The sequence below is a fragment of the Pseudonocardia sp. SID8383 genome (assembly GCF_009864975.1).
Classification (GTDB): domain Bacteria; phylum Actinomycetota; class Actinomycetes; order Mycobacteriales; family Pseudonocardiaceae; genus Pseudonocardia; species Pseudonocardia alni.
Window position 1 is genome coordinate 1 of record NZ_WWFY01001224.1, and the last position, 327, is coordinate 327.

1 protein-coding gene is annotated in these 327 nt (G+C 76.8%); it reads right to left on the minus strand.

Translation table 11 applies throughout. From position 1 onward, the window contains the following. On the minus strand, positions 1-327 hold a 327-nt coding region (locus GTW08_RS29880), incomplete at both ends, for a hypothetical protein (RefSeq protein ID WP_161152856.1).

Below are 327 nucleotides of genomic sequence, written 5' to 3' on the forward strand. Positions count from 1 at the left end.
ACCGGGCGAGGCGCTCACCGTGCGCCTGGCGGCGCAGGGTCTCGGCGCGCCCGGCGATGGCGCGGGCCCGCTCCTCGGCGGTGCGCAGCGCGAGACGGCACTCGACCTCCTCGGAGCGGACCTGTTCGACCCGCTCGGCGGCCTCGTCACGCAGCTCGGTGTCGGGCTCGTCGTCGACCGGGGCGTCGGAGGCCAGCGACAGCTGGTGCTCGGCGGCCTCCAGCTCGATCAGTGAGTCCGACCGCCGCCGTTCGACGGTGTCGCGGCGGTCGCGCAGCCGCTCGGCCTCGGCGCGGGCGGAGGTGACGACCTGTTCGAGCCGCCCGA